General features: G+C 29.1%; 19 protein-coding genes. 7 read left to right on the top strand and 12 right to left on the bottom strand.

The window, feature by feature from the left end; genetic code table 11:
- Positions 1 to 53: 53 nt before the first annotated feature.
- From MARPI_RS10115 to MARPI_RS10150, 8 genes are read right to left on the bottom strand one after another with little or no spacing between them, the layout of a single operon-like run.
- A complete protein-coding gene (locus MARPI_RS10115; RefSeq protein ID WP_014297496.1) occupies positions 54 to 938 on the bottom strand; it encodes an aldose epimerase family protein in 885 nt (294 codons plus the stop codon).
- A complete protein-coding gene (locus MARPI_RS10120) occupies positions 938 to 1,993 on the bottom strand; it encodes a galactokinase (RefSeq protein WP_041639164.1) in 1,056 nt (351 codons plus the stop codon). The genes MARPI_RS10115 and MARPI_RS10120 overlap by 1 nt, the downstream gene beginning before the upstream one ends.
- A complete protein-coding gene (gene galT, locus MARPI_RS10125) occupies positions 1,989 to 2,951 on the bottom strand; it encodes a galactose-1-phosphate uridylyltransferase (RefSeq protein WP_014297498.1) in 963 nt (320 codons plus the stop codon). The genes MARPI_RS10120 and galT overlap by 5 nt, the downstream gene beginning before the upstream one ends.
- The gene (locus MARPI_RS10130) at positions 2,944 to 4,530 is read right to left on the bottom strand and encodes a glycoside hydrolase family 36 protein (RefSeq protein WP_014297499.1); all 1,587 of its coding nucleotides are present in this window, start codon (positions 4,528 to 4,530) and stop codon (positions 2,944 to 2,946) included. The genes galT and MARPI_RS10130 overlap by 8 nt, the downstream gene beginning before the upstream one ends.
- Positions 4,531 to 4,544: 14 nt before the next feature.
- Positions 4,545 to 5,360, bottom strand: a complete 816-nt coding sequence (locus MARPI_RS10135) for a carbohydrate ABC transporter permease (RefSeq protein WP_014297500.1) — start codon at positions 5,358 to 5,360, stop codon at positions 4,545 to 4,547.
- Position 5,361: 1 nt separating this feature from the next.
- Complete coding sequence (locus MARPI_RS10140; RefSeq protein WP_014297501.1) at positions 5,362 to 6,288, bottom strand: carbohydrate ABC transporter permease; 927 nt, start codon at positions 6,286 to 6,288, stop codon at positions 5,362 to 5,364.
- 49 nt (positions 6,289 to 6,337) lie between these two features.
- Positions 6,338 to 7,588 (bottom strand): ABC transporter substrate-binding protein, encoded by a 1,251-nt coding sequence (locus MARPI_RS10145; protein WP_014297502.1) that lies wholly within the window; start codon positions 7,586 to 7,588, stop codon positions 6,338 to 6,340.
- Between the two features lie 37 nt (positions 7,589 to 7,625).
- Complete coding sequence (locus MARPI_RS10150) at positions 7,626 to 8,630, bottom strand: LacI family DNA-binding transcriptional regulator (protein WP_014297503.1); 1,005 nt, start codon at positions 8,628 to 8,630, stop codon at positions 7,626 to 7,628.
- 257 nt (positions 8,631 to 8,887) lie between these two features.
- Here MARPI_RS10150 and MARPI_RS10155 point away from each other — a divergent pair, with 257 nt between their 5' ends.
- Positions 8,888 to 9,556 carry an AzlC family ABC transporter permease gene (locus tag MARPI_RS10155; RefSeq protein WP_014297504.1) on the top strand — a complete coding sequence of 223 codons (669 nt, stop codon included), beginning with the start codon at positions 8,888 to 8,890 and terminating at the stop codon, positions 9,554 to 9,556.
- On the top strand, positions 9,549 to 9,854 hold the full coding sequence (locus MARPI_RS10160) for an AzlD domain-containing protein (RefSeq protein ID WP_014297505.1): 306 nt from the start codon (positions 9,549 to 9,551) through the stop codon (positions 9,852 to 9,854). The genes MARPI_RS10155 and MARPI_RS10160 overlap by 8 nt, the downstream gene beginning before the upstream one ends.
- On the opposite strand, the gene MARPI_RS10165 is transcribed toward MARPI_RS10160, so the two are convergent.
- Both MARPI_RS10165 and MARPI_RS10170 read right to left on the bottom strand, forming a co-directional pair.
- The gene (locus tag MARPI_RS10165) at positions 9,855 to 12,047 is read right to left on the bottom strand and encodes a glycoside hydrolase family protein (RefSeq protein WP_014297506.1); all 2,193 of its coding nucleotides are present in this window, start codon (positions 12,045 to 12,047) and stop codon (positions 9,855 to 9,857) included.
- 51 nt (positions 12,048 to 12,098) lie between these two features.
- Positions 12,099 to 13,445, bottom strand: a complete 1,347-nt coding sequence (locus MARPI_RS10170) for a hypothetical protein (protein ID WP_014297507.1) — start codon at positions 13,443 to 13,445, stop codon at positions 12,099 to 12,101.
- Between the two features lie 415 nt (positions 13,446 to 13,860).
- Between MARPI_RS10170 and MARPI_RS10175 the strand changes: the two genes are divergently transcribed.
- Genes MARPI_RS10175 through MARPI_RS10195 form a run of 5 tightly spaced genes read left to right on the top strand, consistent with a single transcriptional unit; the run spans position 13,861 to position 18,696 of the window.
- Positions 13,861 to 14,853, top strand: coding sequence for a LacI family DNA-binding transcriptional regulator (locus MARPI_RS10175; RefSeq protein WP_014297508.1), 993 nt, complete (start codon positions 13,861 to 13,863; stop codon positions 14,851 to 14,853).
- Complete coding sequence (locus MARPI_RS10180) at positions 14,853 to 16,103, top strand: ABC transporter substrate-binding protein (protein WP_014297509.1); 1,251 nt, start codon at positions 14,853 to 14,855, stop codon at positions 16,101 to 16,103. Before MARPI_RS10175 ends, MARPI_RS10180 begins: the two co-directional genes overlap by 1 nt.
- A gap of 4 nt (positions 16,104 to 16,107) precedes the next feature.
- Positions 16,108 to 16,986, top strand: coding sequence for a carbohydrate ABC transporter permease (locus MARPI_RS10185; protein ID WP_014297510.1), 879 nt, complete (start codon positions 16,108 to 16,110; stop codon positions 16,984 to 16,986).
- Entirely contained in the window at positions 16,983 to 17,801 is an 819-nt protein-coding gene (locus MARPI_RS10190; protein ID WP_014297511.1) for a carbohydrate ABC transporter permease, read from the top strand. The genes MARPI_RS10185 and MARPI_RS10190 overlap by 4 nt, the downstream gene beginning before the upstream one ends.
- Before the next feature lie 10 nt (positions 17,802 to 17,811).
- Positions 17,812 to 18,696, top strand: coding sequence for a glycoside hydrolase family 130 protein (locus MARPI_RS10195; RefSeq protein WP_014297512.1), 885 nt, complete (start codon positions 17,812 to 17,814; stop codon positions 18,694 to 18,696).
- A 26-nt stretch (positions 18,697 to 18,722) separates the two neighbouring features.
- On the opposite strand, the gene MARPI_RS10200 is transcribed toward MARPI_RS10195, so the two are convergent.
- A complete protein-coding gene (locus MARPI_RS10200; RefSeq protein ID WP_014297513.1) occupies positions 18,723 to 19,085 on the bottom strand; it encodes a NifB/NifX family molybdenum-iron cluster-binding protein in 363 nt (120 codons plus the stop codon).
- Positions 19,086 to 19,198: 113 nt separating this feature from the next.
- On the bottom strand, positions 19,199 to 20,458 hold the full coding sequence (locus MARPI_RS10205) for an MFS transporter (protein WP_014297514.1): 1,260 nt from the start codon (positions 20,456 to 20,458) through the stop codon (positions 19,199 to 19,201).
- Positions 20,459 to 20,477: the final 19 nt, after the last annotated feature.

Here is a 20,477-nt window from a genome sequence, read left to right on the forward strand (position 1 = left end):
AATTATAGCATATAAAATCTAAAAAATAAAAGCAGATTTTTGAAGATCTGTTTTTATTCTGAAAGATTAATAACTATATCCCATTTTAATACTTGATTCGGCAGGATTTTTAGAATTTTCTTGTTTTTATATGCAATCTCAAATGAATCGTAAAAGCCGTTTGAAGGTTCAAGGGCGCAGTTGTATTCGTTTTTGAAGCCGCCTTCGTTTTTCCAGATTCCAAAATAGGGAATGTCAGGAAATTCTATTGTATATTTTAATTTATTATTGTTTAAAGTAATCTCTGCTTTATTGATTTTGTTTATTATATAAAACTTTTCTGTATTTTGGCTTGATGGCGGTAAAAATTTATTTAATTTGTAGTTATTATATTCTGGATATGTACATATATTTCCAATTTTTCCAAGGAATTTGCTGTTATGGACATTTAGAACTTGATTCACATTTTCCAGAAATATTTCACTTTTTTCATCTATTGCAAGTAATCCGTGAAAAGTCCAAAAACCATAAAATATATCATTTCCGGTATTTTTAACTGAATAATATAATTTAATTGAATTATTAAAAAGTATTATTTCTCTGCAAAAAATATAATTGAATTCAGGACTTTTTACGCAACAGGAAATTTTATTATTCTCTTTTTTACATTTCCACGGAATTGACCATAATTCGCCATGATCCGGTAATTCTTTTCCATTTAAATATATTCCGGGATCAATATTTGGAAACATTTCATCAATGCCTGAGGTGTCGTATTTGTCATAATTATCTCCATATTTTGTTTTTTCATAAAACCCCTTTATTGGTTGAAATAAAACCTCGAAGTTTTGGGGCTTGTAGAATATAGAAGCTATTTTAGCACCCAATTCTGGCAATATATGAATTTTTAAAAAATCATTTTCCAATTCAATTGCTTCCATATTTAAATATTTCAACATCAGTCACCTATCTTTTCTACTCCATTAGCTGAATTAACTTCAAAATAATCTATATTCAAACCAAATTTTTCATGGTATCTTTTATTTAGTTCATCTATTAAATTATAAAATTCATTTTTTTTACTTAAAACAAGAATGCTTCCGCCAAATCCTCCTCCAACCATTCTTGCACCTAAAACATTATTTTTTAGAAAATCAACTATAAAATCCGTTTCTTCACAGGAAACTTCATATAGATTTTTTAAGCTTTCATGTGATTCAAAAAGGTATTTCCCCACCTCTTGTATATTGCTGTTTTTTAAAGCTTCTACAGTTTTTAACACTCTTTCATTTTCTTCAACGACGTGTTTTGCACGTTTAAATAATGTTCCGTTGAGTTTTTCTAGATCATTTTTATTTACATCTCTAAATGTTTTTTTATTTAATTTATTTAAAACTTCTTCGCATTCCTGCCTTCTTTTGTTGTATTCGGAATTCCCTAATTCATGTTTTACACCTGAATTGATGATAAAAAAGTTATATTCTCCAAGTTTTAGAGGAATATGCTGGAATTGTTTTGTATAAGTATCAAGCAAAATGGCATTGTCTTTTTTTGAAAGGGAACAGGCATATTGATCCATAATTCCACACCTTAAACCAATAAATTCATTTTCAACTTTCCAACCAATTTCTGCAATTTCAACCCGGGATAAATTTAAATTGAGAATGTCGTTTATTCCATAAGCAATTCCCACTTCCAAAGCAGCAGAGCTTGAAAGCCCTGCGCCAATTGGAAGCGTTGAAGATATGTTAATCTTAAAAGGAGGTATACCTATATGAAGAATCTTTTCGATTTCTTTTATTACACCTATAATATAATCTGCCCATGTATTTGTTTTTTCGAGTTTTTCCTGAATTATTATTTTATTTTCGCTTTCAGAATAAAATTCAAATTTTTCGCTTTTTTCTAAATTTATATATATGTATTTATCTATTGCAAATGGAAATACGTATCCATCATTATAATCAGTATGTTCTCCAATTATATTAATTCTTCCCGGCGATCTGTATTTAATCATTTATATTCACCTCGATATTTCTCAGTTGTTCTGCAGCCTTTTCTGGTTCAATGGGGTTTATAAAAGCCCAGGTGCCGCTTTCTACACTCGCTATCCATTTTATAAGATTTGGTCCTCTCATTGGTGAGATAAATTCTACATGAAAATGGAAATAATGCATATTTTCAGGTAGATTAAAGGGTTTTTGAAAGAACATCATCATATATGGAAATGGCATATTAAATAGGCCATTATATTTTGAAGTAATGATTTTTAGAGCTTTAGAAAAATCCTTCTTTTCTTTTCCGGTCATTTCATATATGGAACTAATATGCCTTTTGGGATATAAATGGACTTCATATGGATATCTTGCATAGAATGGGACTATAGCTATCATTGTTTCATTTTCGTATATGATTCTTTCGTTAAGTTTTTTTTCTTCATTTATGATTTCACATATTGAACATGTTTTCCTTTCGGAATACCACTTTTTTAATGCATTTATTTTTACCTTTATTCTTGGAGGCAAAAAAGGAAAGGCATATAATTGACCATGAGGATGAGGTAATGTTGCTCCCACTTCTTTTCCTTTATTTTCAAATATATAAATGTATTTTATGAATTCATATTTAGATAATTCTAAAGTTCTATCAGCCCACATTGAGGTTAATTTTTCTATTTGAGTTAATGGCATTTTTGATAATTCGGAATTATGTTCTTTGGTGTATACAACCACTTCGCAAATTCCCTGTGAAGACGCTTTTTTTAATATTTCACTATTGTTTTCCACACTTTCAGCATCTCTTTTTAAAGCAGGAAATCTATTTTCAAAACTAACTAAATCATATTCTTCAGGTAATTCCAGTACTCCCGGGCAAATAGGACAGCTGTCTTTTGGAAGGTTAGGTCTTTTCTGCCTGGAAGAGGATATCATTACCCACTCATCTGTTATAGGATTATAACGTCTTTCAAGCATTATTTTCACCTTCTAATGTATAAAAATGGAACAGTCTTTTATCCTCATTGACTATTGTTTTCTTGTTTAATGAAATAATATTGTCTTCAAATGTTATATTATATCTTTTTTCTTCAAGGTTCATTTTTAGTGTTATCTTTCCATATTTTGGATGAATTGACTCTATAATATAATTTCCGTCCATAATACCTTTTACTTTTACTATTCCACCTTGAAGCTCTAATACTTTAAAGTATATATCTTCTTCAATATCCAGAGAGAGATTATCGCTTTGTATAATCATATAATTCAATAATCCTGTGGCATAACCATACATCTGGCGAACAATTGAATCCAATTGAGTATCCTTTTTTCTTAAGATTAAACAATCTGGATCATTCCACCACCATTTTTCATTCATGAAAAACCTGTTAATGCTGTTTTTTAAAGCGATATATGCATTTAATTTTACAGATTCATCTGTGGTATATATAGGCGCTGTATCTTCACTAACCCTCATTCCATCTACATAACCAAGAGAAGGTAATAATGGAGCACCACAACCTAATATGAAAGAATCTTTTACTGCATATCTTATTATCTCTAGTCCTTTTCTGTAGCTTTCAATTGGAGTTATATTATTATCAAATCTTTTTCCTTCTATTGCACCTGAATAGAGAAAGTCTATTTTGAAGTATTCGAAACCGGCATTATACATATTTTTAAATAATGTATATAGATGTTTTTGTACATCAGGATTTGTTATATCAAGTGTATAGATGTTTTTATTCCAGTTTTTATAAGCTATCTTTGGATTTCCATTTTCATCTTTTATGAGCCAATCCTGGTGATTTATAAATATTTGAGATGTTTCAGAAACATTGAATGGCGCGGTCCAGATTCCAGGCGTCATATTATGTGATTTTATTTTTTCTGCCATTTCTTTTAAAGATGGGAAATTATTTTTTGATTCCCAGTCGCCAATATCTTTTTGCCATGAATCATCTATTTGAAATACTTCATAACCATATTTTTGGGATAATTCAAGATTTTTTTTCACATCCTCCCAGTTTAATTTGTCAAAATATTGATACCATGAAGACCATCCTACAGGTCTTTTTTTATTCAATTTTATATTATTTTCAAACTTTACATAATCAGCATATATTTCAAGTAAATCTTCCGGATTTTTTCCTTCAATAATTATTAAAGGGTCAAAATCAATATAATCATCTAATTTTTTTTCAAAGAAATTCATGTATCCATAGACAGTTGTATTTTTTACCTCAAAGTAATTATGAGAAATATTTGAGGATAAAAATCCTATTAATTTTTTTTCAGAAAGAATAAAATAATCTGAATTTATTTCCGGATAATCCTTTATGTTTATACTTTTTGTTTCACCCCAGCTATGCCAATCATTGACGATAATATTTTCATCTATAATATCCTCAAAGATGTTTATTTTGTCAATTTTTCCTTTTATTTTTCCTCTGAGAATATATCCTTCAGGAATTTCTTCCATTTTTAATAAAACCATATAATTATCTTTTTGAATTTCAAAATAATTATTTTCGTAACTCATATTAAAAATTTTCATATAGGGACCTCCTATCATCCTTTTACGGAACCGGCCAATAAACCTCTAATAAAATATTTTCCGAGGAGTATATATACTATTAATGTTGGCAATGCAGCAATTAATGCACCAGCCATTTGAATATTCCATTCTACGACCTGACTACCAGCCAGATTTACAAGAGCAACGGTAATTGGTTGTTTTGAAGGATTATTTGTTACTGTAACTGCAAATAGAAATTCATTCCATATATTTGTAAATTGCCATATTGCCACAACTACAAATCCAGGGATAGATATTGGAAGAAGAATTTGTGTATAGATCTTTCTAAATCCAGCACCATCTATCGACGCAGCCTCAATTAATTCATCAGGAATTTCCTCATAATAATTTTTGAACATTAAAGTTGTAATAGGAATACCGTAAATAACGTGAATTATAATTAAAGCCGGAATTGTTCCATATAATCCTATTTTTTGAAAAAATTGAATTAAAGGAAATAAAACACTTTGATATGGAATAAACATACCGAATAATATTAAAGCAAATATTAAATTTGAAAATCTAAATCTTAATTTTGATAAAGCAAACCCATTTATAGAACCCAATAATGCTGAGATTATAGTTGCAGGAATTGTTAAATAAAAGCTATTTTTCATATTTGGAGCAAGTTTTTCAAATGCTCCTTTAAAACCTTCAAGTGAAAAATGTTTTGGAAAATCCCACATTGTGGCAATTGAAATTTCACTAAGAGGTTTAAAACTGGTAATTATCGTTACATAAAAAGGTAAAATAAAAAATGCTGAAATCAGAATAAGCAATGAATATATCCACATCTTTTTTAATGTCATATTATTCAGCCCCCTTTCTCAGGGAAGAGTAGAGATAAGGTATAATTATTACTGCAACCATAAGTAACATTATTACAGAAATTGCCGAACCCATTGCATATCTGTTTGATCTGAAGGTAAGTTCAAACATATATATAGCAGGAACGTCCGTAACATTATTAGGTCCGCTTCCAGTCATTGCATATATCAAATCAAATATTTTTAATGAAACATGGCCAAGAACTATCATGGCACTTAAAGTAATAGGTTTTAGTAAAGGCATTTTTATCTTCCAGAATATATATCTTTCATCAGCACCGTCAACTCTTGCAGCTTCGAGAATATCTTCAGGGATAGCTTTTAATCCTGCAAGATACATTGCCATAATATATCCTGACATTTGCCATATGGCAGCTATTATAACTGCTATTAAAGCAAGATTAAAGTGACCTATACTTTCTGTGCTTGTGTACCACATCCATTGAAGATTTTCTAAACCAAATTTTTTTAATAACAAATTAATTCCCTGAGGGTCATTAGGAATATTTCCAGGTGCAAAAATCCAGCTCCATACAGTACCTGTAACTACAAATGAAATTGCCATTGGAAATAAAAAGAGATTTTGGAAAAAACGTGATCCTTTTAATCCTTTGTCAATCATATTTGCTAAGAATAAGCCTAATCCAACAGAACCTGCTATAAAGAATACTGTAAAAAACAATGTATTCCACAAATCGGTCTGGAATCTTGCATCCATAAATATTCTTTGATAATTTCTAAATCCAACGAATTTATATACACCTCTTAATAAACTGCTGAAGCTATTCCAGTTGGAAAAAGAGGTCCTTATTGTCCAGAAAATAAAATAGTATACAAATATACCTATTAAAATCAATGATGGAAGAATTATTAAAAAACCTATCCTCGATTTTCTTTTTTGAATGCTCATCTTTTCACCTCTTTTTTATAAAACCCGGCTGTGAAGCCGGGTTTGTCTATTATTCAGTGAGATATCCCTGGTCTTCTGCAGCCCACATAATATCTCTTAAAGCAGAAGATACGTTCTTTTTAACAAGGAATCTGTTTAATGTATCGTTTAATGTAGTTACAAATCCTTCTGGTGCTGCTGAACCGTGAATAATTGATGGAACAACTGCAACTTTTGAGAAATCATTCATTGACCATGTTAAGTAAACATCATATTTTGATTTATCTGCATCAATTCTTGCAGGGATAGAACCTTTAATTGGATTGAAGATATCCTGAGCTTCTTTTGTTGAGATGAATTTTAACCATTTTAAAGCATTTTCTCTATGTGGTGCATTCTTTGGTAGTCCAAATGTATCTGAAATAAACATAAATGCATCTGCTGTACCTGGTACTGCAAACCAACCAAAGTCTACGCCAGGTTTCCAACCTAATGTTTTATAATAACCTTCTGCCCAGTCACCCATTACGTTAAATAAAGCTTTTCCTTCAAATACAAGTCTTGAAGCATCCTGCCATGTTAATGCTGAATGGTCTCTATTGAAGTATGGAATTAATCTTTCAAGGATAACAAATGACATTTCTAATTCTGGAGAATCGAAAGATGTTTTTCCTGTGAATAATCCTTTATATCCTTCAGGTCCAAATGTTGAAAGCATTATGTTTTCAAATAAATGTGTTGTTGTCCATTTATTTTTATCTCCTAAGGCAAGAGGAATGTATCCTGCTTCTTGAGCCTTTTTTAATGCTGCAAAAAATTCTGACCATGTTGTTGGTTCTTTTGTCAAACCTAATTTTCTGAATATTTTTTTGTTATAGAATACAACATTTCCTCTATGAACATTTACAGGTATAGAATATACTTCTCCCTGATAGCTACAAATATTCATAACATCTTTTGGGAATTTATTATATACGCCCCAGTCTTTTAAATATTGTGTTAATGGTTCCATTAATCCAGGAATTACATATGTATCTGTTAATTCCATACCAGCATGTACCTGGAATGAATCTGGAGGGTTACCACCGAGCATTCTTGTTTTTAAAACTGCTTTTGCATTAGTACCTGCGCCACCTGCTACAGCTGCATTGATGATATTTATGTTTGGATATATTTCATTAAATCTGTGGAACAAGGCTAATAAACCTTCTTCTTCTCCTCCACCGGTCCACCAACTAAAAATCTCTAAATCATTAGATGCTGCAAATACACTACTTACCAATAATAATACAGCAATGAAACCTACTAAAAACTTCTTCATACCTTCACACCCCCTGTTTAGGATTGATATTTAACCACTATGTGGTTTTTCTTTTTATTAAGTCAATATCTAATATAATTTTTTCCGGTTTATGCCTTTTGTTATTAATCTTTTCCAATAATAAATTGAAAGCTTTGAAACCTAACTCAAATTTTGGTATTTTTATTGTCGTTAAATCTATAATTGAGGAGTAAATAATATCGTCATATCCCACTACAGCTACTTTTTCTGGAACATTAATATTATGTTCTCTTAAGGCTTTTAATGCACCATAAGCTAAAATATCGTTAAAACAGAATATTCCATCAAAATCCACCTTTTCTTTTATTAATTCATTTATCTTTTCGTATGCGGCAATCATATCTTCTTCTATTGTATAGACCATTTTTTTGCTGAATCTTATGTTATATTCTTTTAAAGCTTTTTTATAACCAGAAAACCTTGAATATGAAACAAAATTATGATTATACACGTCCAGAAAAAGAATTTTTTTCTTTCCGTTTTCTATTAAATGTTTTGTAGCCAAATATCCGCCTTTAAAATCATCAGCATATATTTCATCGGCATCCATTCCTTCAAAATGATCACCAACTATAACGTATGGAATATTGAGGTTTACCAATGCCTGAAATTTATCAGATTTTTGTTTTTGATTTCTAACAGGACTAATTAATATTCCATCTACACGTTTTTCGAACATTAATTTTAGAGCTTTTTTTTCAACTTCATAATTTTTTTCAACATCTATTAAAATAAGACTGTAATCATTTTCTTTAGTAGCTTTTTCAATTCCTTTTAAAACCTCAACAAAGAAAGGGTTTGTAATATCTTTGAAAATAACTCCTATTGTTTTTGTTTTCCTATTTCTCAAAGATGATGCTGTTGCATTTTTTACATATCCTAATTCATCAGCTATCTTTAAGATCTTCTTTTTTGTTTCTTCATTAATATCTGGTTTATTATTTAAAGCTCTTGAAACTGTATTTATAGAAACATTAGCAACTTTTGCAATATCTTTTATTGTTACATACCTTTTTCCCATAAAAACCACCTCGGATTTTTATTCGGTAACGTTATCGGTAACGTTACCGATTTAATTAAAGCACATTTTACATTCTTGACAAAATGGTATTTGAGTTAATTTACCCGGATAAAATAAAAATAGATGTGGTTATATCTAATTATCAAAGAATTTTTCATAATTTTTATTAATTTGAAATTAACATAATATTTACTAATGAAAATTCGTTAAAATCAGAATAATTTTATGTTATAATTATAAAAAATTGGAGAGATACTATGAAAGAATTTTATAGAGGAATAAAAGACGGAATACCAATTTGTCTTGGTTATTTTACTATAGCTGTTACTTTTGGATTGTTGGTAAAATCAAATGAAATACCATCCTATGTTGGATGGTTAATGTCTATTTTTGTTTTTGCGGGAGCAAGCCAATTTGTGGCTATTGATATGATAAAAAATGCCTCTATTTTGGAAATAGGACTAACTACTTTTTTTCTTAATTTAAGACATATATTAATGTCATCGACTATTGCAACAAAAATGCCAAAGGATAAAAAGAATATCTTATTATCCCTTGGCATCACCGATGAAACCTTTTCTGTTTCATATTTTAACAATCCTAAAAGAATTTCTTTTGAATACTTATCTGGTGTTATTCTTATATCTTATTTTGGATGGATTATTGGAACTATCATTGGGACAGAGTTTTATTCTTTATTTTCAACTGATCTTCAAAACAGTCTTGGTATAGCTTTATATGCAATGTTTGTAAGTATATTAATTCCAAATTTGAAAAAGTCTTTACTTCCATCTTTAAGTGTATTATCTTCAATAATAATTTATATATTTTTAAAAAGTTTTATACCAAAATACTATTCTATTATAATTACATCAATTTTAGTTTCTTTTGTTTTTTCAATTTTAGAAGGTGATGAAGATGAGTAGATATGTAATTATTATATTGGTAATGAGTCTGGTTACAATGATTCCAAGAATATTGCCATTTATATTTTCGGATACATTAGGAAAGAATAAAAAGTTAAAAAAGTTTTTCAAGTATATTCCTTATACTATTCTCGGAATGTTGATTATACCGGATATTTTTTATTCAACAGGTAATGTTATTACAGGAATTATAGGTTTTTTTGCTGCAGTAATATTGTCATTTTTTAGGTTTAATTCTATTGTGGTTGTTATAACCACTGTTCTTATAGTTTATGTATTAAATTTATTTGTAATATAATTATTTTATTGTGATAGCAAAAATATGCATTGTAGGAATCTTAGGTAAATAAATACTTTTTATTTCTTTATTTTTCAAAGTAAATATATTTAAAAATATTTTAGGATTTATATTTTCCTTGATGCCAAGGCTATTATATCTGTATATTGTATCAACTACTATTTTTTCATTAAATACAGGTTGTTGACACCAATCAGAAAATTTTAATTCTTCTATTTGAGTAGTACCATCATTGTATTCAATAACAATTTTTCCAATATAGCTTCCATGTTCTGATGAACCTAATATATAGATTTTGTTTCCTTTTAAGTTTTCAAATTTTAGTTCTTGTCCTGAACAAATGATATTATCTTTTCCATCAATATTAATTTTAAATAAAATATCTTCATATTCCAAATACCCATTTTTTAAAACTTTTCCTATTTCTTCAGCAGGATATTTTGCACCAAATATACCATCTGGATTATCGAAGTTTCCTTCTTTTCTTTCTGAAAATTTAACTATTCCGTTATTATTAAATATTTTATTAAGCTCTAATATTTTTATGTTTCCTTTTTCAAGTATTGCAATTTCAGCGCTTTGCATATATTTTTTTTCATTATTAATAGGTTTATTATTCTTGATTTTATAAATTTCATCATTTGATATTTTATAGAAATTATTATTGATTGAAAAAAGAAATGAATAGTTTTCAGGAATAATAAGTATTTGATCAAGATATAGGTAATCATCTTCAGGAATAAGAGATATAGTTAATTTTCCTTTTGATAAATTTGCTAATATAAATTGTTGAGAAGTTGAAACTTTAGAATTTCCAGAATAAATTTTTATTTTGGTTTCTGGAGGTATATTTCCTATTAAATAAATATAATATTTTCCTTCGATATCGATTTGTGTTTTTAATGATATTTTTTCGTTTGTTTTTATTTGAATATTTCCTCTATTATCTAATTCATAATAGTAAATTCCTGTATCCATTTTTTCTGCTTCTAATAGTAATGCTCTATTTCCTTTATCCAATAACTTTGAATTATAATAGATTTGAAATCTAAGTGGTAATTTATTTAAATTGGTTAATGCTAATAATGCTGAAACAGTTGATTCAGCACCAGCATTTTGATTTACATATACCGAATGCATACCATCATAACCTTCGCCGTTTTTTCCATACATAGGAAAGTTAAGATGATTATTTCCATTATAAAATGAACCAAATAAAAATGCTTTTATTGCATATATATCCTTTTGTGTAAGTAAATACAACTTGGAAAGCGTTGATACAATTACTTCTACACCATATGAAAGATAAGGATATTTTTTTATATAATCATTTATTTCGTATACTGGACCAATAGAAAGTAACATATCATAAAAATCAACAAGTTTTTTTACAGACTCCAAATATTTTTTGTCTTTAGTGATATTATAAACTTCTAATAATGCTTCACCTTGTCTTGAACCCCATGAATGCCATATAAATTTATTTTTGTTTTGGGATTCATTAAAAGCACCTTTAAAAGGACCATCTTTTATCTGATAATTTAAAATTGAATTAGCGATTTTAGTAATATAATCAATATCTTCAGAACTTTTGGAAAAATTATAATATTTAGTTAATCCTAATAAGAATATTGAGGTTAGATCTGTACTTTTATTGAGTAAATACTCATTATCCAAATTTTTTATTAATACTTTTCGTGCTTTTTTTGAGCTTTCAATTATTTTTTTATTAAATGACTCATCGGGAAAAGTATTAATAGCATTGCTTAACGCCCAAAAAGCTCTTGAAGCCCACCAACCAGCCGATTTTCTGCTTGTAATTCCTATTTTGTTAATCTTTCCATTTTCAAATATAAAATTATAAAAGTCTCCATCTGTATCCTGCATCGATATAACAAAATCTAAAGCTTCTTTAGCTCTTTCATAATAGAGCTCTTTTTTCTCTAATTTATATAATTCTGTATACAGTACAGCTACTCTTGCAACATCATCAACACAGGTTACGCCTTCTTCTTTTGCTGACTTTCTTATATATTTATTTCCAATTTTATCTGCATAAATCCAATATCCAACAACTTCTTTTTTATTTATATTAAAGGTATCTCTAAGAAATTCTAAATGTGATAAGTTTATATCAATAGGAAATACAGTTATTGAAGATATTAGTAATAGTAAAATAAAGGATTTTTTCATATTCACCTCCAAAAAAATGGGCACACTTACGTGCCCAAATATTTTAAATTATTATTCAGAAATTGAGATGCTTTGAATTTCTTTAGCTCTTTTTTCAAGATAATTAATAGCTTCTTCAGTATCCCTTGATTGGAAAATAGAATAATATCGTGTATATTTTACAACATCACCAGCTTTGAATCTTGCCATCCAATATTTTCCAACATTTTCCTCTGAATATGGCGGGAATATTCCTTTTGTTGCTTCATAATTATCCATTTCTCCTGGTAACCATCTAAAAATACCATCTCTAAATTCTCTACTCTCATAGAACCAGAAATCATGGAATACAAAATCTTTTAAATCAGAATATAAAACAGGTTTTTCAGGCAATATTTCTGCTGCACCAATACCGTATTTTGGTGAGAAATTAGCTCTCCAATTTTCCTGTGAAACAAATGCATATGTTGCACCCCACCATAGTGGTTTCATTGAATCAATTGCAGAAAATTCTATATATGGTTTTCCGTCAACATATTTAACAGCATTCCTTTCCATCCAATAATCAAGTGGTGTTTCATTTAATTGTTCAGCCCATACCATTCTTCTGAACATAGGTAAAATATGTAAGGCATTATCGTCTATACTTGTAATAGGAGCAGTTGCCATTACTTGTAATTTCATAATATCAACATAATTTGTAAATGTGAAAGTATTTTTTACTAAAACATCTCCAGTTTTAAATATATGAGTTACAATGTGTTGATTTAAACCTGGTAATAGTCTTGAATATAAGTCAGCTATAATTGTTACACCTACTGGTCCAGGTTCCAATACACGAACGTTTTCGATACTTAAACCATTTGATGTCATTTCTACATGTTTTCCCAATTTTCCATTTACATAATATGTACTTCCAGACCATCCAGCAATTCTTGCAATACCAATTTCATTATAAAGATTTCCTTTTATATCTTTGTACCTTACAAAGTTTACAAGACCGTATTTGTTTACAGTTACATCGAAATCTTTTGATGTAATAAGATATTCGTCATTATTTTTAGTAAGCTTGAAGTATGGTTTGAAAGTTAATAAATCCATATTAGAATCATCTGAAATAACTATTTTGGCACATTTTTTAAAAGTGAATAACAATATATCTTTTGATGATATTCTTTTATTATTATCCATATCTTCTATTTGGTAAGGTATATTATTTCCATTTTCATCTATAACTCTTATAGAATACCAATTTGCTTCAAAATCATCACCTATTATGTCTAAAATTTTTGAAAATGATATGGAATATGGAACATCTACCCATGTCATTTGTGTTGTTTCAATCTTGATTGTTTTTTCAGCTGCAAATAAAGAAAAAGCCAATAGCATTACTAAACTAATTAAAAACCATTTTTTCACAGAAATTCCCCCCTTTTTATTTTATAGGTTAAGCGCTTACTCAAAACAATTATATAATATAATAATGATTCTTTCAAAATGCAAAAAAGGAGTTTTTGCATTATTAAGAAAGAAATAAGATGATTATTTTTTATTAGGTTTAAAAATCGATTGATTGATATAAATATTAACCTATTATTAATTGTCTATAATGTATTGAATTTAGATTATACGCTAATATAGAGGTTTTTATAAAATTTAGCTTGAAATGGTATAAAAGATATTTAAATGAAATATATAAAAATACAAGAAATAGTAAAACAATTTAAAATATTTATAGATAACAGTGTGTAAATATACTTTTTTAACTTTTTAGATTTTTTGAAAAATATGTTATTATTTGAATAGGTTAAGCGCTTACTCGAGAGGTGATGGTATGGCTAATATTGAAGATGTAGCTAGACTTGCAGGAACTTCTATAGCAACAGTGTCACGAGTATTAAATAATAAGGGTAAATTTTCTGAAAAAACAAGATTGAGAGTACTGAAAGCAGTTGAAGAACTAAATTATAAACCGTCAAGTCAGGCAAAACATCTTGCAAAAACAAAGTATGGATTTAAAATAGGTGTTTTAATCAGTCAAAGAATAAAACAAATTTTGGAAAAAAGAAAGAATGAATTTGGAGAAATGGATTTTTATTCAACCGTATTAAAAGGAATTTGTGATGGAGCAAAAGAAAATAAATCACAATTAAGAATTATGACTTTTGAGGAATTTTTACCTCAGGAAAAGTGGTGTGACGGTATATTAATTATAGGCTCCGATGAAATTCCTGAAAAAATACTTAATTTGGATATTCCTAAAGTTTTAGTGGATAATTATATCGTTGGTAAAAAAATAAATGCTATTATTTCTAACGGTTTTGATGGAGCGTACTATGTAATAGATAAAATGATAAAAAGAAATTTCAAAAAAATTATTCATATTCATGGTTCGTTAGAATTCTATGGTTTTAGAAGACGATATGAAGGCTATGAATTAGCTATGAAAAATAATAATTTATTACCTATTACATATGAAGTTTCAGAAACTCAGGAATCCGTAAATTACATAATTGATCTTGTTTTATCTAAAAATCCAGAAGTTATTTTTACTTCCAACGACCCTATTGCTGTTATGGTTTTAAATATTTTGAAGAAGAAAAAAATAAAAGTTCCAGATGAAATACAAATAATAGGTTTTGATGATATTGTTTTTTCTTCATCCATTGAACCAGCACTTTCAACTGTAAAAGTATTTAAATACGAAATGGGAAATGTTGCCATAGAGAGAATTATAGAACTTGTTAACGGTAAAAATTTGCATCCATATGTTACTTCGTTATTTACGGAGTTTATAGAGAGAGAAACAACAAAGGGGGCGAAATAATGAAGAAATTAATGGTATTTTTGTTTATTTTTATTTTTATCATGAGTTTTGGTAAAACCAAATTAGTATTTTGGACAGCACCAAATCCAAATCAAGAGGCCTATTGGAAAAAATTAGTTGCAGAATATGAAAAGCTTCATCCTGAGATCGATATTGAATGGACTACAATTCCGGCTGCAGGAAGCTCTGAAGAAGCTATTTTAAGTGCAATAGCTTCTGGAAGAACACCGGATATATGTACAAATATCTTTTCGGGTTTTGCAGCTCAATTGATTGAATTAGATCAGCTTGTGGAATTAAATAAGCTTCCAGGATTTAATGATTTAATTGCTAAGCGTAAAATGGAAGAAATCATAAAAGGTTGGAATTTCATGGGGAAAACGTATGTTTTTCCAATATATTCAAATCCAATTTTAATATGGTGGAGAGCTGATTTATTAGAAAAATATGGTTGGTCAAAACCTCCAAGAACATATTCTGAGGTTTATGAATTATCAAAAAAATTTGTAATTCCTAAAAAACAATATACAATGCGTGTTGTTGCAGGAAGAAACTGGTGGGATAGATGGTTTGATTATATTACATATTATTATGCTGCAAGTGAAGGAAAGCCTTATATCGACTTGAAAAAATATAGAGCTGTTTATAACAATGATGCAGGATTAGCTGTAGCAAAATTCTTTGAGACAATGTTTAAGAATGGTTGGACAGCTGTAGATTTAGGGAATGCACCTTTATACCACGGAGCGATATTAGGAAGCTTGAAAGGTCCATGGGAAATACCATATGCTGAAAAACAATTTCCAGATGTTATAAAAAATATTGTTATTACACCACCAATAGTTCCTGATAATTACCCAAAAGATAAGCCTATTTATACATTTGCTGATACAAAAGGGCTTGTTATATTTAAAAGTTCAAAACATCAAAAGGAAGCATGGGAATTTGTAAAATGGGTATTTTCAAATCCTGAGAACGATAAATTATGGTTAGAAATGACAAAAATGCCACCGGCTAGAGCGGATTTGCTTACAAATTCTTTATTTAAAGATTTCTTTGCTAAAAATAGATTAGCTGCTAAATATGCTGAATATGTTGGCTATGCTGTACCACCTGCATTAATTTCAAAAACTGTGGATGTTCAGGATGAAATGACTGTTAGCTTGATAGAACCTTTGATGTATGGTAAAGCATCTGCAGAAACAGCTATAAAGAATTCTGTAAAGAAAATAAATAGAATTATATGGTGATTTTATGGCATCAAAAATCAAAAAAAGAGAAGCCCGAAAAGGGCTTCTTATATCCTCAACATACTTGATATATGCTGCTATATTTTGGGGATATCCATTTGTATGGCTTCTTATTCTTGCGTTTTCAAGATGGCGATATGTTGGTTCGCCAAGATTTGCCGGATTAAGAAATTTCATAAGAGTGTTGTATGATCCAATATTCTGGAAATCATTTTTTAATGTTTTGAATTTTTTAATGTATTATATTCCTATTGTTCTGGTTTTTTCTATGTTATTCGCATTAGCATTAAGTAAATTAAAATATGGAAGGACATTTGTTGCTTTATCGTTCCTTGTTGCAAATGTATCTTCAGGAGTAGCATATTCAATAATGTTTTCTAAATTATTTGCCGAAAATGGCCCGTTAAACCAGATGATTTATAAATATTTTCATACTACAATTCCATGGTTTACTAACCCTCAATTGGCTATGTTTTCAATATCAATAATTGTTGTATGGAAGTTTATAGGTTATTATGGTTTAATATTATATGCGGGGATAATTAGTATTCCAAAGAGTATATATGAAGCTGCTGAACTTGATGGTGCTAATAAATTAGTAAAGTTTTTTAAAATAACATTGCCTCTATTAAATCCATCAATAATTATGGTTTTAGTATTTGCCATTTCTCTTTCCTTTGGTATTTTTACAGAACCTTATATGATTACTGGTGGAGGACCAATGAGAAGCACTCTTATGCCGATGATGGTAATGTATACATCAGCATTTCAAAAATTGGATCCAACATATGCAGCAACAATGTCTATATTTACTGCAATACTCAGTTTTAGCATAATTTGGATAACAAGAAGATTATTTGAAAGAGAAGTGAGTATTGTATGAAAAAGATTATAAATATATTTTTTCATATTATAATGTTTAGTCTGGCTGTTTTATGGTTATATCCCTATATATGGTTATTAATGTCTTCGTTAAAACCATCATCTGAAATATATACAAGGTTTTGGCCAACGCATTTTACATTGGAACATTTTAAATTTATTTTAGAAAGTGCTGAAAAAATGCAACGCCCATTTATAAGAGCTTTTTTAAATAGCGTCTTTATATCTGTTACCGTAACCCTTTCGGTTATATTAACTTCATCTATAATATCTTATGCGCTTGCAAAATTAGAATTTAAGGGAAGAGAGAAAATATTTAACTTTCTTATTTTTCAAATGGTTTTTCCGGGATTTATGTTTACAATTCCGCTTTATATACTTATTAGAAATTTGGGATTATTAAACACATATTCGGCTATAATACTTCCAAGTTTAATGAGTGGATGGGGAATATTTATGATTACACAAAGCTATAGGAGTACTCCCAGTGATTATATTGAGGCTGCAAAGATGGATGGAGCTTCAGATTTATGGATTATCTTTAAAATAATGATCCCGTTAAATAAATCCGCAATTTCAATAGTTTCTTTATTTACGTTTATTGGAATTTGGGATAACTTTATGTGGCCTTTAATTGTTATGAAAGATTATAATAAAATGCCTTTATCAGTGCTTCTGGCAAGCTTTAACCATGAATATGGTGCGTATATTGGTCCGATATTAGCAGGTGCAGTTATTCAAACTATACCAATGGTAATTTTGTTCCTGTTGTTTAGAAAATATTTCTTACAGGGTATATCAATTACACTAAAGTGAGGTGTTTATATTGGAACTAAAACTTAAAAGACATCCATTAAATCCTTTGTTTGGCCCAAATCCCGATCATTTGTGGGAATCGAGATTTGTTTTTAATCCTGCTGTGGTTTATGACGGGGAATTATTCCATATGTTATATAGAGCTCAAGGAGAAGATATGGTCTCAAGACTTGGATATGCTGTGAGTGTTGATGGTGTGCATTTTAATAGAATGGAAAAACCTGTATTTGAGCCCCAGGAATTAAATGAATTATATGGTGTAGAGGATCCTCGATTAACCTTTATTAATGGAAAGTATTATATGTGTTATACTGCATATTCCCCTGATAATATTAGTGTTGCTTTGGCTTCTACAAAGAACTTTTTTATATGGGAAAGATATGGAATTGTTTTGCCTGAAAGTCCAAACAAAGATGCAGGTATATTTCCTGAAAAGGTTAATGGAAAGTATATTATGATTCATAGATTAGAACCTGATATATGGTTTGCGTATTCTGACGATTTAATTCATTGGGGAAATTATGTAAAAATAGCCAGTCCTCGGGAAGGGTATTGGGATAATTTAAAAATAGGTCTTGGAGGGCCACCAATTAAAACTAAATATGGTTGGTTAATGTTATATCATGGGGTTGAGGAGGCTTCGAGAAATATATATAGATTAGGATTTATGTTGCTTGATCTTGATGATCCAACGAAAGTATTAAAACGTTCTGAAAAACCAATTCTTGAACCTGAAGAAACATGGGAAAAGTTTGGTGGCGTTCCAACTGTTGTGTTTTCTGATGCAATAGTTGAGTATAAGGATGAATATTATATTTATTATGGCGCAGCTGATAACTATATTGCACTGGCTACAATTTCTAAAGATGAAGTATTTAAATGGATATTAGAATAAAACACCAGGGATTATCCCTGGTGTTATTAATGATTATGGAATTTTTCTTTTACTTCATATTCTCTATCTATAAGCTTATGTTCTTTTAAAGCTTCGATGATTTCTTCGACGGTTCCATCAGCACCTCTAATTACCTGAATTCCAAACTGCTCAAAAAATGCTATTGCTCTTCCGCCTATACCTCTTACTACAAGCATATTAACTCCTTTGTCGTTAAGATAATTTGGAATATCTCCAGGTCCGTGTTCTTCAAGAGGATTTTTTATTACTTCAACTTCATAAGAATTGTCGTTTAATGTAATAAAAGCAAAATATGGTGCGTGTCCAAAATGTTCGCTTATAGGGGAAGATTTCCCATTGTCTTCTAATACTGGAATTACAATTTTCATTGTATCGCCTCCTATATATATTTGATATATATTTCACGTATATTATAACTATTTTATATGAGAAAAAAATAACAGATATATTTCAATATCTTTATAAAAAAAGAAGAAGAGTGCTACTCTTCTTCTGGTAATACAAAGGATATTTGACTAATTTTTCCAGAGAATAAGAATATATCTATAAACAATAGGATACCAATTGCTAAAAATAACCAATGAACTGCCACGTGATCTATTAAAATGCCAAGAATTAACATTCCAACTGGTGTTGCTGCTTGAAAGATTACGCCAAGTGCAGAGAAAATTTTTGATCTGTTTTCGTTTGGGATTATTTGTTGGAAATAAACGCTTATAGGTGTGTTGACAAATGCATTTGTAATTCCCATCATGATTAAGATTATACTAACTATAATAAAAATTGTCCAGATATTACCAAAATATGCTAATATGTCAGGAAATACCATTATTGCTATTAAAAAATTTAGAACAATCATACCATAAAAGCCATTTTTAAATAATTTTTGAGGATTTCTTTTTGAAAAGAAAATAGCTAAAAAGATATTTCCTACTAAAATTCCAACAGTCCATGATGTTTCTAGTAAGCCATATTGTTGTGCAGAAAAACCAATAATTTCTCTAAATGTATATGGAAGAAGAACAACAAAAAGTGGGTTGAATAAAAAATTTAAAGATATTGCCAATAAAATGAGATTTCTTAAAATGTCATTATTAAAAATAAAAAGAATGGATTCTTTTAGATCATTTAAAATAATTTTAGCATTTACGTGAGATTTTAATTTGCTTGTTTTTTCATATCGGATGAACATTTCGCTAATGGCTGAAAGGATAAAGGAAATACCATTTAATATAAAAATCCATTGCATTCCCCAGAATCCATAAATAACTCCGCCTAATACAGGACCTATTATCATTGAAGCGCTACTAATGCTCTCGGTGATTGAATTTGCTTTCATTAAATCTTTTTCGGGGACAAGATCAGGAATCATAGCGCTGGTTGCTGCACCGAAAAAACTATCAAGTAAAGAAATAACAACCTGAAATGAAAATAATACAAATAAATTCAATTTGTTTATATATGTCAAATATGCAAGGGATAAAATTATAAAACCTCTTAAATAATCCATAAGTACCATAATCTTTTTTCTATTGAATCTATCTCCTATTACTCCAGCAAAAGGTGCCAAGATAAGAGCGGGAACCATATTTATAGTTGCAAATAATCCCATTTTTGTACCTGAACCGGTTAAATCTAATATAAATAACGGCATTGCAACCATTTGAATACCACTTCCTATTAAAGAAACCATTCTTCCAACAACAAAAAGAATAAAATTTCTTTTTTCAGATTCGTTCATTTTAATCCCTTCCTTTCAA

The sequence above is a fragment of the Marinitoga piezophila KA3 genome (assembly GCF_000255135.1).
Classification (GTDB): domain Bacteria; phylum Thermotogota; class Thermotogae; order Petrotogales; family Petrotogaceae; genus Marinitoga; species Marinitoga piezophila.